The 13,409-nt window shown below is 60.2% G+C and carries 10 protein-coding genes; 4 read left to right on the top strand and 6 right to left on the bottom strand.

From position 1 onward, the window contains the following. Positions 1 to 97 precede the first annotated feature (97 nt). The gene (locus C9990_RS20725) at positions 98 to 1,153 is read right to left on the bottom strand and encodes a permease (RefSeq protein ID WP_106804502.1); all 1,056 of its coding nucleotides are present in this window, start codon (positions 1,151 to 1,153) and stop codon (positions 98 to 100) included. Between the two features lie 44 nt (positions 1,154 to 1,197). Then, a complete protein-coding gene (locus C9990_RS20720) occupies positions 1,198 to 1,899 on the bottom strand; it encodes a histidine phosphatase family protein (RefSeq protein WP_106804501.1) in 702 nt (233 codons plus the stop codon). Positions 1,900 to 2,150: 251 nt separating this feature from the next. Here C9990_RS20720 and C9990_RS20715 point away from each other — a divergent pair, with 251 nt between their 5' ends. The 3 genes from C9990_RS20715 to hemB all read left to right on the top strand — a co-directional run bounded on the left by C9990_RS20715 (position 2,151) and on the right by hemB (position 4,800). Continuing rightward, positions 2,151 to 2,849, top strand: coding sequence for a glutathione S-transferase N-terminal domain-containing protein (locus tag C9990_RS20715; protein ID WP_065907103.1), 699 nt, complete (start codon positions 2,151 to 2,153; stop codon positions 2,847 to 2,849). A 3-nt stretch (positions 2,850 to 2,852) separates the two neighbouring features. Then, positions 2,853 to 3,695, top strand: a complete 843-nt coding sequence (locus C9990_RS20710) for a PhzF family phenazine biosynthesis protein (protein ID WP_106804500.1) — start codon at positions 2,853 to 2,855, stop codon at positions 3,693 to 3,695. A gap of 130 nt (positions 3,696 to 3,825) precedes the next feature. Further along, positions 3,826 to 4,800 (top strand): porphobilinogen synthase, encoded by a 975-nt coding sequence (gene hemB, locus C9990_RS20705; protein WP_065907100.1) that lies wholly within the window; start codon positions 3,826 to 3,828, stop codon positions 4,798 to 4,800. A 99-nt stretch (positions 4,801 to 4,899) separates the two neighbouring features. On the opposite strand, the gene C9990_RS20700 is transcribed toward hemB, so the two are convergent. The 3 genes from C9990_RS20700 to C9990_RS20690 all read right to left on the bottom strand — a co-directional run bounded on the left by C9990_RS20700 (position 4,900) and on the right by C9990_RS20690 (position 10,874). Beyond that, positions 4,900 to 5,295, bottom strand: coding sequence for a hypothetical protein (locus tag C9990_RS20700; RefSeq protein ID WP_106804499.1), 396 nt, complete (start codon positions 5,293 to 5,295; stop codon positions 4,900 to 4,902). Next, the gene (locus tag C9990_RS20695; RefSeq protein ID WP_106805696.1) at positions 5,292 to 10,037 is read right to left on the bottom strand and encodes an RHS repeat-associated core domain-containing protein; all 4,746 of its coding nucleotides are present in this window, start codon (positions 10,035 to 10,037) and stop codon (positions 5,292 to 5,294) included. The genes C9990_RS20700 and C9990_RS20695 overlap by 4 nt, the downstream gene beginning before the upstream one ends. A gap of 222 nt (positions 10,038 to 10,259) precedes the next feature. Next, on the bottom strand, positions 10,260 to 10,874 hold the full coding sequence (locus C9990_RS20690) for a LysE family translocator (RefSeq protein WP_106804498.1): 615 nt from the start codon (positions 10,872 to 10,874) through the stop codon (positions 10,260 to 10,262). A 146-nt stretch (positions 10,875 to 11,020) separates the two neighbouring features. Here C9990_RS20690 and C9990_RS20685 point away from each other — a divergent pair, with 146 nt between their 5' ends. Then, positions 11,021 to 12,106, top strand: a complete 1,086-nt coding sequence (locus C9990_RS20685; RefSeq protein ID WP_065905544.1) for a DUF1615 domain-containing protein — start codon at positions 11,021 to 11,023, stop codon at positions 12,104 to 12,106. 382 nt (positions 12,107 to 12,488) lie between these two features. On the opposite strand, the gene C9990_RS20675 is transcribed toward C9990_RS20685, so the two are convergent. Continuing rightward, complete coding sequence (locus tag C9990_RS20675; RefSeq protein WP_106804496.1) at positions 12,489 to 13,307, bottom strand: DUF4349 domain-containing protein; 819 nt, start codon at positions 13,305 to 13,307, stop codon at positions 12,489 to 12,491. Positions 13,308 to 13,409 lie beyond the last annotated feature (102 nt).

Here is a 13,409-nt window from a genome sequence, read left to right as displayed (position 1 = left end):
CTGTTCGCGAGCAAGCTTGCACCCACATTTGACCGGGTTCCTCCAGGGTAACCACCGTCAAATGTAGGCGCGGGCCTGCTCGCGCTTCATTCAGACGCTAAAGAATCACCGCTCCAATCAAGCCGCATACCACCCCCACGAGCATGGTCAGCCCGGCCACCGTCACCAGCACTCGCGCGTCGAAATCCTTGCGCAGCATCAACAGCGACGGCAGGCTCACGCTCGGCAAGGTCATCAGCAGGGCCACGGCTGGGCCGGTGCCCATGCCCAGGGTCATCATGGTTTGGACGATGGGAATCTCGGCAGCGGTGGGAATCACGAACAGCGTGCCGACAATCGCCAGCGGCACCAGCCACACCAGGCTGTTGGCCATGGCGCCGTCCACATGCGGGAACAGCCACACTCGCGCCGCACCCAGCACCAGCACCGCGAGGATATACACCGGGATGGTGCTCCAGAACAGCTGCCACAGGGTGCGCAGCCAGCGCCCGAGGAAAGGCTGCGCATCCGCCTGGCTGACGTCGGCGACTGCCTCCAGTGCCGCTTCCGGCATCTGGTCCGGCCGTGCGATGCGTTGTGCTACCAGCGACACACCGACCACCAGCACAATGCCCGCCACCAGCCGCAAGGCGGTAAAGCCCCAGCCGAGTACAAAGCCCATGAACACCAGCGTCGCCGGGTTGAGTACCGGGTTGGCGATCCAGAACGCCAGCGCCGCGCCCACCGACACCTGCTGGCGGCGCATGCCCGCCGCGACCGGTGCCGCGCAGCAACTGCACATCATCCCCGGCAAGGCGAACAGCCCGCCGCGCAGGGTCGATCCCAGCCCGGCGCGGCCAAACAGGCGCAGCAACCAGTCGCGGGGGATCAGCACCTGCAGCAGCGAGCCGAGGATCACCGCCAATACGGCGGCTTTCCAGATTGCCAGGAAATACACTTGGGCATACGCCAGCGCTGCCGCCAGCGGCGAGCTTTGCTGGTCATTGAGGATCGAGGCGCCGATGTTGTGGTTATCCGCGGCCACAAACGCCTTGAGGTAGTAGGGCGACCACTTCACGTAGTAGAGGCCGACACAGGTGACCAGCAGGAACAGCGCTGGTTTCCACCAGAAAGACCAACCCCGGGAGGGCTGGGAAGAGGTGAGGTTGGGCATGGGGATGATCCGCAGATGAGTCAATAGCGGCGCATCATACGCCCTCAGCTATCGGCGCTCACCTGCGTGGGGAGCGGGCAGGTCTCTTCGCCGTTGTCCAGGCCCTGTTTATAGTTGCGGCTCAGCAGCGAGGCCTTGCCGTTGTGCCAGGTCAATGTCAGCACGTACAGCGAGTCGTAGTCGCTGCCCGACCAGTCGTCGGTGATGGTGTGTTTCTCGCCCGAGGCCTCGCTGGCCACTTTGTTGATCAACTCCGGCAAGTAGCCGTGGGACCAGGCGGTATAGATGATCGAGTTGTGGTACTTGTCCTCGACCAGCTCATCGGCAAGGGCGCTGGTGTCATTCGCCGAAAACTTGATGTTGACCGGCAGGCCCAGCTTGATGGCGCTGGGGCTGATGGTCATCAGCGGCCGAATGTAGCTGTAGGAGTTGTCCAGCTCGCCTTCCTCGACATTGCGCGTCGGGTTGGCCGCGAACACGAAATTGGCCTTGCCGAATTTTTCCGGCAATACCGTGGCCAGGTTCATCGCCCGGTTGAGGCCCTGGCAATTGAGTTGCCCGAGGCCACCGACGGGTTTCTCTCCGTGGCGCAGGAATACCAGGGTTTGCACGCCGTCGACCTGTTCGGCGCTGCTGATGCGCGATTCCAGGGTCAGGCCGATGGCGCCGCTGACCAGCAGCAGCGGCAACATGATGTAGGAGTAGCGTTTGAGGCGCAGCGCAAGGCACAGAGGCTTGATGGTCATGAGTGTCGAGTCTTCGGTGCTTCGGATTAAGGCGGACAAGCCCGGCCCCAGTGACGCATCCGGCGTCCTGCGGTGTTCCTTGTCGATAAAGCGAGGTGCCTCCATTCACCGTAAGAGCGCACTTAAGAGTGTGCCTGGGCCTATTGGTTCGCCCATGCGGGATATTAGCCAGCGGATGTTGCGCATTGATGACCCATGCAGGACAGGTGACAGCTGGCTATCATGGAGGCTTTGCGCACAGGGACTTCCCGATGAACTCAATCGCCGCCTTCCCGATCAACAGTAAATGGCCTGCACAGCATCCGGACCGCCTGCAACTGTACTCGCTGCCCACGCCCAACGGGGTAAAAGTCTCGATCATGCTCGAAGAGCTGGGGCTGCCTTATGAGGCACACAAAGTCAGCTTCGAGACCCAGGACCAACTGTCGGCGGAATTTCTCTCGCTGAACCCCAACAACAAGATCCCCGCGATCATTGACCCGAACGGTCCCAGCGGGCAGCCGCTGGCCCTGTTCGAGTCCGGCGCGATCCTGATTTACCTGGCGGAAAAAACCAGCCAGTTGCTGTCTGAAGACCCGGCGACACGTTACGAAACCATTCAGTGGCTGATGTTTCAGATGGCCGGTATCGGCCCGATGTTCGGCCAGGTGGGCTTTTTCAACAAGTTCGCCGGCAAGGCCTACGAAGACAAGCGTCCCCGTGATCGCTATGCCGCCGAATCCCGGCGTTTGCTCGATGTCTTGGAAAAGCGCCTGTTGGGCCGCACGTGGATCATGGGCGATGAGTACAGCATTGCCGACATCGCAACCTTTCCGTGGATCCGCAACCTGATCGGCTTCTACGAATCCGGCGACCTGGTGGGCATTGCCGACTTCCCTAACGTACTGCGCGCGCTGGACGGCTTTGTTGCCCGGCCGGCGGTCATCCGTGGCCTGAACATACCGAGCTGACCCATGCCGACTTTCGATTTCAAGCAGCTGGATGTGTTCAGCAACGTCGCGCTCAAGGGCAACCCGCTGGCCGTGGTGCTCGGCGCCGACAGCCTCAGCGATGCGCAAATGGCGGATTTCGCCCGCTGGACCAATCTCAGTGAAACCACGTTTTTGCTGACGCCCCGCGATCCACGGGCGGACTACCGGGTGCGCATTTTCACCACCTTGCAGGAACTGCCTTTCGCCGGCCATCCGACCCTGGGCAGTTGCCATGCATGGCTGCAGGCCGGGGGCGTACCCCACGGCGAGGAGATTATCCAGGAATGCGAGATCGGCCTGGTACGCATCCGGCGCCAGGGCGATGAGCTGGCGTTTATCGCGCCGCCGCTGTTGCGTTCAGGTCCAGTCGACGCGCCGTTGCTGGAGCGTGTGCGCCTGGGGTTGGGCCTGGCACCGGGGGCCATCGTGCGCAGCCAGTGGGTCGATAACGGCGCGGGGTGGCTCGCGGTGATGTTGGCTGACCGCCAGCAAGTCCTGGCAGTGCAGCCGGACTTTTCGCAACTGCTGGGGCTGGCCGTGGGTGTGATCGCTCCCTGCAACCCCGCGCATGATGACGTCGACGCGCAGTTTGAGGTGCGCGCCTTTGTCGCAGGCGACGGCGCCCAGGAAGATCCGGCCACCGGCAGCCTGAATGCCGGCGTTGCCCAATGGCTGCTCGGCGAGGGGTTGGCGCCTGAGCGGTATGTGGTCAGCCAGGGCACGGCCATTGGGCGTGCGGGGCGCATTCACGTCGAGCGCCAGGGCGTTGAAATCTGGATCGGTGGCGCCGTCGCGGTGTGCATCGCGGGGCGTCTACAGCTCTAGATCAATAAATTATTACGCCCCACGCAATACACTGTTGGGCCCTTGGCATTTGTGTTGCCGGGGCCTGCGGGCATAAGCTTTCGCCCCATTGTTTTCTGCCTCCACTGTTTTACACCCAGTCAGGACCGCCATGACCAGCCAGTTCCCCCAAGCCCGCCCACGCCGCCTGCGCCGCTCCCCGGAGCTGCGTGGCTTGTTCCAGGAAACCGAGTTCACCCTCAACGACCTGGTGTTGCCGATTTTCGTCGAAGAAGAAATCGACGACTTCGTGCCGATCACCAGCATGCCGGGCGTACAGCGTATCCCTGAGAAGAAACTGGCCGGCGAGATCGAGCGTTACGCCCGTGCCGGCATCAAGTCGGTGATGACCTTTGGCGTGTCCCACCACCTCGACGCCAGCGGCAGCGACACCTGGAAGGAACGCGGCCTGGTCTCGCGCATGTCTTCGATCATCAAGGACGCAGTGCCGGAAATGGTGGTGATGTCCGACACCTGCTTCTGCGAATACACCGACCACGGCCACTGCGGCGTGATGCACGGCGCGCATGTCGACAACGACGCGACCCTGGTCAACCTCGGCAAACAAGCCGTGGCGGCCGCCCGCGCGGGCGCTGATGTGATCGCCCCGTCGGCAGCGATGGACGGCCAGGTCCAGGCCATCCGCCGCGCCTTGGACGACGCCGGCTTCACGCATATCCCGATCATGGCCTACTCGACCAAATTCGCCTCGGCCCTCTACGGCCCCTTCCGCGAAGCCGGCGGCAGCGCGCTCAAAGGCGACCGCAAAAGCTACCAGATGAACCCGATGAACCGCCGCGAAGCCGTGCGCGAGTCACTGCTGGATGAACAGGAAGGTGCAGACGCCCTGATGGTCAAGCCGGCCGGAGCCTACCTCGACATCATCCGCGACATCCGCGAGGCGTCGCGCCTGCCGGTGGCGGCCTATCAAGTGAGCGGCGAGTACGCGATGATCAAGTTCGGCGCCCAGGCGGGCGCGATCGATGAGGATCGGGTCGTACGTGAGACGTTGGGGTCGATCAAGCGTGCGGGGGCGGACCTTATCTTCACCTACTTCGCGATGGATTTGGCGTTGGCTGGGATCTGAAGAAATCGCATAGCCCTGTGGTGAGGGAGCTTTCTTTCCACAGGGTGGATGACTGGTGAGTGGTCATCTGGTCGAACTCATAGGCGCCGATAATTCAGTTCAATCGGCGTCTATAGACACTATCCATGCTTCGTAAAATCGGCGCTGTTCCTCTGGGTCGTTGGTGAGATTCTGGTCTTCATAGTCAAATATATGGACCAAATTTTCTCGGGTTGCGCGTTTTCCTAGCGTCAACTCATAGGCAACCAGCCCTCCGCTCATCTGCGAGGCCATGCTTGAGGGGGTGACGTTTATCTTGGCACCTTTGCAAAGAAATTGTATTGAAGGGAAGTCAGCCCTGACTTTTGCCAGGCACCTATACATGTCTTCGGCGCTATAAATTTTTTTGAAGTTGTCTGCTTCGGAATACATCAATTTTATTTCAGTGGCGTCATACTTGAAGGTGACGTCTTTTTCTATGTTGTTAATTATTGCTTTGATTTTTTTTGTTTTCACTTTGTTTTCCTGTTCGGGTTTGGAATTGAATAGCCCGTATAGCTGCCGTCAGGGTCTACTGGTGTCATTCCTAAAACATCCTCTGGGTCTATTTTCTCATGGATGGCAAACTCCTTTTCATTTGCGAAAGGTGTCCTTTTACCAAGTTCTAAATTGACGTCATGCCCTGCGATACTTTTTATGACATACAAGTAACCTTCTCGCGTTCCGTAACCCGTTGCAAAGTCTATAGCAGTCATCCTGGAGGGCGAAGTACTTATAAAATTACTTAGCGGATCGTTGCTGTTCACGGCGTGGAGATAAAGGTCGTTGCTATCCCCTTTGCTCTTGAAGCCTTGTTTGAAAACTTTCTCTGGTGGATTTCTGTCTCCACGAAACAAATAGTCCTCTTCATCAGTTGAGTTTGGTGGTTCAGGTTCATCTTTGTGAACTATTGCTTTTGCCGAAGGCTCGTCCGCTATGGATTCGGGTTTGCACCCGTCGCCACCTGGGCACGTATTCAAACCTAGTGGATCCACCCACCCTGTAGGGTTGGGTACGTACTGATAGCTGTTAAGTCCACCGGCCAGCCTCACCGGGTCCGGCGTCAGGTAGCGACCAGTATCCGGATTGTAGTAGCGATGGCGGTTGTAGTGCAGCCCGCTTTCCTGATCAAAGTACTGGCCTTGGAAGCGCAGCGGGTTGTCGACTTTTACGACGTCTAGGCGGCTGATTTCTCCGTAGGCACGGTAATGCGCGGACCAGACGATTTCGCCATCCGGGGCGGTCAGTTCCTGCGGGGTGCCAAGGTGGTCGAGTTGGTAGTGGTAGGGCTTGGTGTCCTTCGGGCCGAAGCCTTCCAGCAGGGCCAGCGGCCGAAAGCTGTCGGGTTCGTAGAGATAGCTGCGATGCCGATCCGCGTGATGCTCGGCAATCAGCTTGTCGCCTTGCCAGAAAAACTCCGTAGTTGTCCCATCAACGGTTTTGCTGATCCGCCGCCCAAACGGGTCGTAGCGGTAGCGGGCCGTCTGCCCGTTGGGCTGAGTGATACCGATCAACCGATGCTGGCAGTCGTAGCGATATTCGGTGATCAGCGCGTGCCCACGGCCACGTCGTTCGCGGATCAGGTTGCCGAAGGCGTCATAGTCGTAATGGCGGTCGCCCTGGATCATCAGCCGGTTGCCCGCGACGATGTCCGGACCGGGACGGTCTTGCATCAGCAGGTTGCCGGCCGGGTCGTGGCCGAAGCGTTCTTGCACGTCCTGCGAGTGGTCGGCGCGGGTCAGGCGGGCGAGGGGGTCGTAGTGGTAGTGGTGTTCGCCTTTGCGGGTGTCGAGCAGGCGGGTGAGGTTGCCGGATTTGTCGTAGTCGTACTGGCGTTGGTAAATCGCGCCTTCGACGTCGCTTATACCGTGAGCGAACAGACGTCCTTGAGCGTTGTATTGGTAACTGCTGAGTAGCCTGCCTTGGCCTCGTTGGTGTTCACGGCCTGCATCGAAAAGATGAGTGGTGAGCGTCTGGTCATTTAACTCGACCTTCGCCAGTTGCCCACCCTTATCGTGTTTGAACACCACGCGATTGTTGTCGGGTAGACGCAGGTGTTGCAGCTGCCCACAGGCGTCATAGCCGTAGCGCAAGGTGCCCCAGCCCTGGTGTTCGGCGATGAGGCGGTTTTGTGGGTCGTATTCGTAGGCGAGCGCCCAGTGGCCATCGTCGACGCTAAGGAGGTTGCCTTGGCGGTCGTAGGCATAATCGACTGCGTTGCCGTCGGGCAGGGTTTTTCTTACGAGCCTCCCTGCGTGGTCTCGCTCATAACGGGTAACCAGCTGACTGCCATCGTCGCCGTGCTCGGTTTTTTCCTGCAGGTTGCCGTTGAGGTCGTAGGCATAAGCCGTCCGTTGGCCGTCAAAGCCGACTTCCTGCTGGATCAGGCCATTGAGGTGATAGTCGAGTGTGTAGGTTTCGCCAACCTCGTTTTCGATTTCGGTGAGCAACAGCCGCACGTTGTCGTAACGGTATTTGACCTGGCTGCCATCGGCATTGATGCGCCGGCTGATCAGGTGCAAGCCATCGGCGTATTCGTAGCGGGTGACATGCCCCAGCTCATCACGCTCGGAGGTGATCTTTCCGTAGGGGTTGTAGCTGTATTCCCGTGCCGCACCAGCTGGCAACACGACACGAGTTAGCCGCCCGACGCTGTCCCACTGATACTCGGTCAGCGCCCCATGCTCATCCTCACGCGCCACCTGCCGCCCGATGTCGTCATAGCGGTAGCGCTTGACCCCGCCATTTGGCAGTTGTTCTTCCAGCAACTGACCACGCTCGTTCCACACCAGCCGATGGCAGCTGTTGTCGGGAAACCAGACCCCGGTCAGTTGTCCCTGCTTGTCGTAGCTGTAGTCCGTTACGTTGCCGTCCGGATCAGTCTTACGAACGATATCGCCCTGATCATTACGCTCATATTTCCAGGCAGCCTCACCACGCCTTACAACCCGTACGAACCCATTGTCATGCTCGTAGGACGTCGGCTCATCGTCCCCCGGAAACACCGCCACCAAGCGTCCGGCTTCGTCGTACTGATACGCCGTCACCGCTCCGAGCGGATCCTGCTCGACCGTCAGCCGGCCTTTGTCGTCGTAGGATCTGAAATGCTCGGCACCATCCGGATCAATGCGCTGCACCAGGCGCGCACGCTGGTCGTGCACGTAGACTTCCTGGCTGCCATCAGCGTTAAACACCGTGACCTGCCCGTGGTCATCCCAGGCATAACGCGTGTCCATCTGCGAAAAGCTCGCCCAGTGGCGGACACAGCGCGCGGCCTTGCCAGCGCGTTCCCACGCCCAAAAGAAACTCGCGCCACCGGCCAACTGCCGCTCAAGAATGACGTGCTGATCGTCGTACCGATAAACCTCGCGTTCGCCGACGGCATTGGTCGCCGAGACCAGTCGTCCCAGGTCGTCATAGGCGTAGGAAACAACGTTGTGCTCGGTCATCCACTCGAAAGGACCGCGGCCCTTGGCGCGCTGGATCTGGTAGTCCACCGCCACGATGCGACCAAACTCGTAGCGCAGGAACAGCGAACGCCCGACACCGTTATCCAGCCGCTCAATGCGCCCCAAAAGATCCCGGGCAATGCGCAGCCGGTTGTCATATGCATCGCTGATCGCGGTCAGTATGCCGTCGCGAAAGTGGTAGAAGCGCGACGCCTGCGCCAACACCAGTTCATCCGGCGAAGCGCCCAAATAGATCGCCGCTTCGGCCAGGCTATTGGTAATTGCGGGTCGAGAAACAGATGGCAAGGGCAGGGTGGTCGAGCGGTTTTCATGATCGGTCCACACCACCGAATCACCGGAAACACTCAGCCGATGCGCCAACGAGTGACTCCAGCCAAACCCCAACCCGCCATCCATTTCCACCGCACTGGTGCGGTACAAGCGGCGCCACTCAAACGGCAAGATTCCATCCAACGTGCCATCGGTGAGAGTGAGCAATTCCTCTCCGGTCACCATCGACACCGGACAGCCGTTAGTGGCGGTCTTATCCGCAGGCGCCGCCGAGTCCCCGTTTGGATTCTTGCCAGCAGCAGGCACATCGTCGACATGCTCCTGCCGAACCAACGTCGTCCGCTGCGTCTTGCCGCGAACCGCCGGCACCGGGTTGGAAACCAGCTGATCCCCAGCCTTCAACGGTACATCCGGAATCACCGTGATCGGCGTCGCCGCGCTCCTCAGCAACAACGGTTTGGCCGCCTCGACATGGCCCTGCACACGAGATTTCCCAAATTGCCTGGCCAGGTGTTTGAACCACTGGCGCGCACGACGAGACTTGATGCCGTCCAGGACCTTGGCGCTCATGCCTATCGCCACGCCCATCGCACCGGTGGCGAGGGCCAGCAGCAGGTTGATCAGCACTTCGGCGCTGATTTCCCCGAGCAATTCGTTCATGTACGGCGGCGGCATCATCCGCATCCAACTGACCAATACCGACAAGTAAATGAACAGCAGCGGCTCATCGCTGAGTACCAAAATGCCTTTTGCGAGGATTTCGGCGCTGAGGTTCAGGAGCTTTTCGAGTTCGGCGCGGGACAGGTAATGCAGCAGCTTCTCGGCATTGGCAAGCGGGTCCATAAGCCACTGAAGCAGCTGCTTGAGGGAATCCCAGAGTTCATACAGCGCATTGCCAAATCCCCGGGCGTAGGCTCGGTGCAGCATCAGGTAGCGCTTGAGGAAATTGGCCTCGGAGTAGTCCGCCCACAGCGGTGCAAACGTGGCGTCCCACTCGCTGCGCAGCCAGCCCTCCAGTGGCCCGATGACCGACTGATAGGAGGCATACAGCGCCTTGAAATGCTCTTGGGAGACGTTGGGGTAGAAACTGATGCGGTACTGCTGGTTACGATCGCACTCGGTAACTTCCAGAATGCCGCTGGGCCCGATGGTTTTATGGATGGGCGCCCCCAGCGGGCCGCCGTTTGGGTCGATACGCTGCAACATCACGGGCGTATTGCCGATGGGCACGAACCTCGAACTCTGGAACATGTGCACCAGCGTCAAGGTGCCGTTGGCCTGGCACGCGGCGACGGTACTGCTGGGAAGGATCGAGCGGTTGATCGGGGCGACAAGCGCCACCTCACGGCCGACCTTGAATACCTGCTCAACATCCAGCGCCGAAGAGCTGAGAAAGCTTTGCGCCAAGGTTTCGTAGGAATTGAGGCAGCGCCTGAAATCGCTGAGCACGGCTTCGACGTCACGCGTCTTGGCATCCATGGCCGTCAGCAGCAGGAGGCCGATGGTTTGGCTGGTGGCATTGATCAAGGCGCACCCACCAAAACGGCGGGGCTATCGAAAAAAAACATCTGCAATCCCTCGCACTGTGTGATCAGTCGAGGGACTTTGCAGCGGTTTTTAAGGGATATCTGTAGTGCTTATCCGGCATTGAGGTGGGGCGTTTCAGCAAACATTGTCTGCTTGCGCCCAAGTGCCCAGTGTTCAGCGTTGCGCGAACGCCAAATTCAACCCCAACCCTGCAAAGGCTGCTGCAAAACTGCGGCGCAGCCAATTCTGCACGCGTGGCGATTCGATGACTGCGCGGCGAAATCCATTGGCCAGCAGGCCGTAGAGCACAAACACCGCAAACGTCATCGCCATGAATACGCCGCTCAGCACCAGCATTTGCAAGGCCGGCGCGGTGCTGCCGGGGGTGACGAACTGTGGCAGGAAGGCAAGGAAGAAAATCGTCAGTTTGGGGTTGAGAATGTTCAGCAGGAAACCGCGAATGATCAGGCTGCGCAGGGTGGCAACGATGGGCGTGTCATTCATGGCGAAGGCCGAGCGGTCACGCCAGGTGGCGTAGGCCAGATACAGCAGGTAGGCCACGCCGGCGTATTTGAGTACTTCGAACGCCAGTGCGCTGGTGTGCAGCAGCGCGGAAAGCCCGAGTATGGAAGCCAGCAAGTGCGGGAGGATTCCCGCCGTGCAGCCCAGCGCAGCGAAGATGCTGGCGCGTTTGCCGGCGGTGAGGCCGGTGGAGACGGTAAAGATCACGCCGGTGCCGGGAATCAGCACGACGATCAGGCAGGTGACGAGGAAATTCAAGCTCAGCATGGCATTCAAACTCCTTGTACGAATGGTCGATGACAGATCCTGTCACGTTTGTCTTTTGCTGGCGAGTGCAGCAGGGCGGCGAACGCCGGATAGACTTACCTGTCGATATCAGCGCTAGCTGGCCCATTGTCGTTCAAGGAAGTCCCATGTCCGCATCCCGACTGATCCTGTGCCTCACCACGCTCCTGGTGCTGGCCGGTTGCTCTACAACGCGCGCCCCGCAACAGCCGCAGCGCAGCGAGGCCGAGGTGAAGGCGCAGATCGTGCGCCTGCTGCCGGCAACCGTGAAGGACCGTAACGGCTGGGCCCAAGATATCTACACGGCCTTTGATACCCAGAAGATCTACCCCAGCACGGAAAATATTTGCGCCGTGCTGGCGGTGACCGAGCAGGAGTCCACTTATCAGGTCGATCCGCCGGTGCCGAACATGGGCAAGATCGCCCAGGATGAAATCCTGCGCCGTGCCGGCAAGGTGCACGTGCCGGCCTTTGTGGTGCGCAGCGCCTTGCAACTGACTTCGCCCACCGGCAAGACCTACGCAGAACGCCTGAGTGGCGCGCGCACCGAGAAAGACCTCAGCGGCATCTTCGATGATTTCATCAGCGTGGTGCCCCTGGGCAACACGCTGTTTGGTGGTTTCAATCCAGTGCACACCGCAGGCCCCATGCAGGTGAGCATCGATTTTGCGCAGAAACAGGCGCGAGGTTATCCCTACACGGTGGATGGCACGATTCGTCGCGAAGTGTTCACCCGGCGCGGCGGCATGTACTTCGGCATCGCCCATTTGCTCGGTTATCCGGTGAATTACGATCAGCCGCTGTACCGTTTTGCCGACTTCAATGCCGGCTGGTACGCCAGTCGCAACGCCGCGTTTCAAGCGGCGGTCAGCCGTGTCACCGGCACCGAATTGACCTTGGATGGGGATTTGATTCGTTACGGCTCGTTGCTACCCGGCAGCACCGAGCTGGCGGTGCGCTCTCTCGGCGCGAAGCTGGATATGCGCAACCCCAGCATCCGCAGCCAACTTGAGCAAGGCGAGCAGTTGGATTTTGAAGACACCACCCTTTACAAGCGCGTGTTTGCCCTGGCTGATCAGGCTGCCGGCAAACCGCTGCCGCGGGCGATCCTGCCGGGCATTGTGCTCAAGAGCCCGAAGATCACCCGCAACCTGACGACGGCGTGGTTTGCCAACCGGGTCGATGAGCGCTATCAGCGCTGCATGAAGCGCTGATAGCGACCCTGTGGCAAGTGGACCTGTGATCAGCCCTGTAGTAATCGGCCCTGTGGCGAGCGGCCGTGTGGTGAGCGGGCTTGCCCCGCGTTGGGCTGCGCAGCAGCCCCAAAACAGGCACCGCGTCATAACTGAAAAACCGCATTTTGCTTGATGGGGCTGCTGCGCAGCCCAACGCGGGGCAAGCCCGCTCGCCACAAGAGCCTGACCAGACACAAGAGACTGACCAACCACAAGAGGCTGACTTGCAACAAGAGCCTGACCTGCAACAAGAGGCTGACTTGAAACAAGAGGCTGACCAGCCACAAGAGCCTGACCTGCAACAAGAGCCTGACTAGCAAAAAGAACCAGGCCTGCCACGACGTCCTTCTGCCACAAGCGGTCAGCTGTTCACAGAAGGCCCATCTGCCACCTTGGATCTTTTCGCCACGACCAACCGTCGCCACAGCCATACCCACAACCACAGCACGGGGAACGCCAGGACTACGAAGGGCAGCACATAACTGGCGCGTTCCAGTGCATCGGCAGTGCCGTCGACCAGGTTGTCGCCCAGGTTGCTGAACATCCGGCTGAAGCGTGACGCCTGGTTCGCGCCGTCGGATGAGCGGAAGTTCAAGGTGACGCGGTTGGTATCGAGGCGGCGTTGCTGGCCCGCGGCGACTTGGGCCAGTGCCTGCAGTTCGTTTTCGATGCCGGCCTGCTCCTTGCTCAAGGCAATCAAGTCACTGACGGTGATGTCCTTGCGCTTGGCCAATTCGTCGAGGCGTTGCTGCTGGGCTTGGAGGCGGTCCTGGCGGCGTTGCACATCGGCGACAGCGTCGGCCAGGTCTTCGGCAGTGGTGATGCGTTGGCCGAGCTTTCCGCCTTCCGCGGCCAGGGCCACCATCGGTTCCACGCCGGTCGGCGCGATGCGCAGGATGATTTCGCCGCCGTTGCCGTCTTCGGTGATTCCGAGAATATTGCAGGCGCCAAAGCGAGCCGACTCACAGGCTTCGCGGGTGGCCTGCATGCGCGGTGCGAGCAGGGCGCCGGGCAGTGCCAGGGTCAACTCATGTTCATAGGCCAATTGTGCGCCGGCCCGGCCTTGCTCGCCATTGATCACGTTGGCGCGGGAGTGATCCTTGGGCGAGCAGCCGACCAGGGCCAGGCCGGCCAGCAAGAGCCATAAAAGCGCGTGAGGTTTGCCGTCCAGATGGCGCATTGCAATTCCTTGGGGTGTGCGGGGAAATTGACCGCGATTAAAGCCGGTCTGGCGGATTAACGCAAAGCATCGCAAAGGATTTGCGTAGCTGATGGTGATGGC

Source organism: Pseudomonas sp. S5D5 (assembly GCF_003013355.1).
GTDB lineage: Bacteria > Pseudomonadota > Gammaproteobacteria > Pseudomonadales > Pseudomonadaceae > Aquipseudomonas > Aquipseudomonas aylmerensis.
Note: the sequence above shows the minus strand (reverse complement) of the source record. Positions and strands in the feature narration are given on the sequence as shown.